This window comes from Pseudomonas sp. CGJS7 (assembly GCF_036961695.1).
The window spans coordinates 1-429 of the sequence record NZ_JBAMDI010000332.1; the positions used below are offsets into that span (position 1 = coordinate 1).

The window sequence follows — 429 nt, forward strand, 5'->3', positions numbered from 1 at the left end:
CGATAACCGCGTCACCACCAACGAGGGCAACATCACCAACCTCGACAACCGCGTCACCAACAACGAAGGCGCCATCACCAACCTGCAGAACCAAGTCGGTCCGACCGATCCGGTCTACGTGCAGCAGAACGGCAGCGGTACCCGTTATGCCCGCACCAACGACACCGGCCTGGCTCAGGACGATGCGCACGCCCAAGTCGCCGGTTCCACCGCGGTCGGTTACAACGCGGTCAGTTCGGCGGCAGATGCGGTCGCGATCGGTCGCAACGCGCAGGCCAGCCATGCCGGCAGCGTTGCTTTGGGTGCGGGTTCGGTCGCCAACGGCAGCACGCTCGGCAACGCGGCGTACCTGGTCGGCGGCACCGCCACCGGCGAGGTCAACGTCGGCAACCGCCGCGTCACCGGCGTCGCCGCCGGCGCGGAGGACAC

At 68.1% G+C, this 429-nt stretch carries 1 pseudogene; it reads left to right on the forward strand.

The features are described from left to right. A pseudogene (locus V7787_RS52950) lies at positions 1–429 on the forward strand (hypothetical protein); the annotation flags it as partial.